Here is a 473-nt window from a genome sequence, read left to right as displayed (position 1 = left end):
TGGAGTTGCCCCTGTAAATCAGGACACGCAGACACCGTTAAGTTGATGATGCAGCGGTTCGCCGGAACTCCCGGGGGGAACGGTACTTCAGTGCCTTATGCGGGTGGCGTTCGTTGTAATGCTCAAAGGCGCCAGCCAGATGTGAGAGCGCTGTTGGCACATCAGGCTTATGCATAAAGGCAATGTAATCGTGCTTGATTGTCTTCACGAACGACTCGGCCATACCGTTACTCTGCGGCGAACGAACAGGCGTCGTCAACGGCTCCAGGCCCAACTCGCGGGCAAAGCTGCGCGTACGGTGGTCGATGTAGGCAGAGCCGTTGTCCGACAGCCATTCGATGGGTGCGCCTGCCTGCGGCGTGCCGAAGCGTTGCTCGACCGCTGCGAGCATCACATCGCGCACGACGTCCCCGCTATGGCCGCCAGTAGTCGCTGCCCAACTAATAGCTTCCCGGTCATGGCAGTCCAGCGCG

1 protein-coding gene is annotated in these 473 nt (G+C 59.8%); it reads right to left on the bottom strand.

What is annotated here, in order from left to right:
• Positions 1-37 precede the first annotated feature (37 nt).
• Positions 38-473: integrase core domain-containing protein (locus P0D70_RS36815; protein ID WP_408188134.1), on the bottom strand; the 436-nt coding region annotated here is incomplete at its 5' end.

This window comes from Paraburkholderia sp. RL17-381-BIF-C, from assembly GCF_046026435.1.
GTDB lineage: Bacteria > Pseudomonadota > Gammaproteobacteria > Burkholderiales > Burkholderiaceae > Paraburkholderia.
The sequence above is the reverse complement of the archived record's forward strand: the minus strand, read 5'-3'. Positions and strand labels throughout refer to the sequence as shown.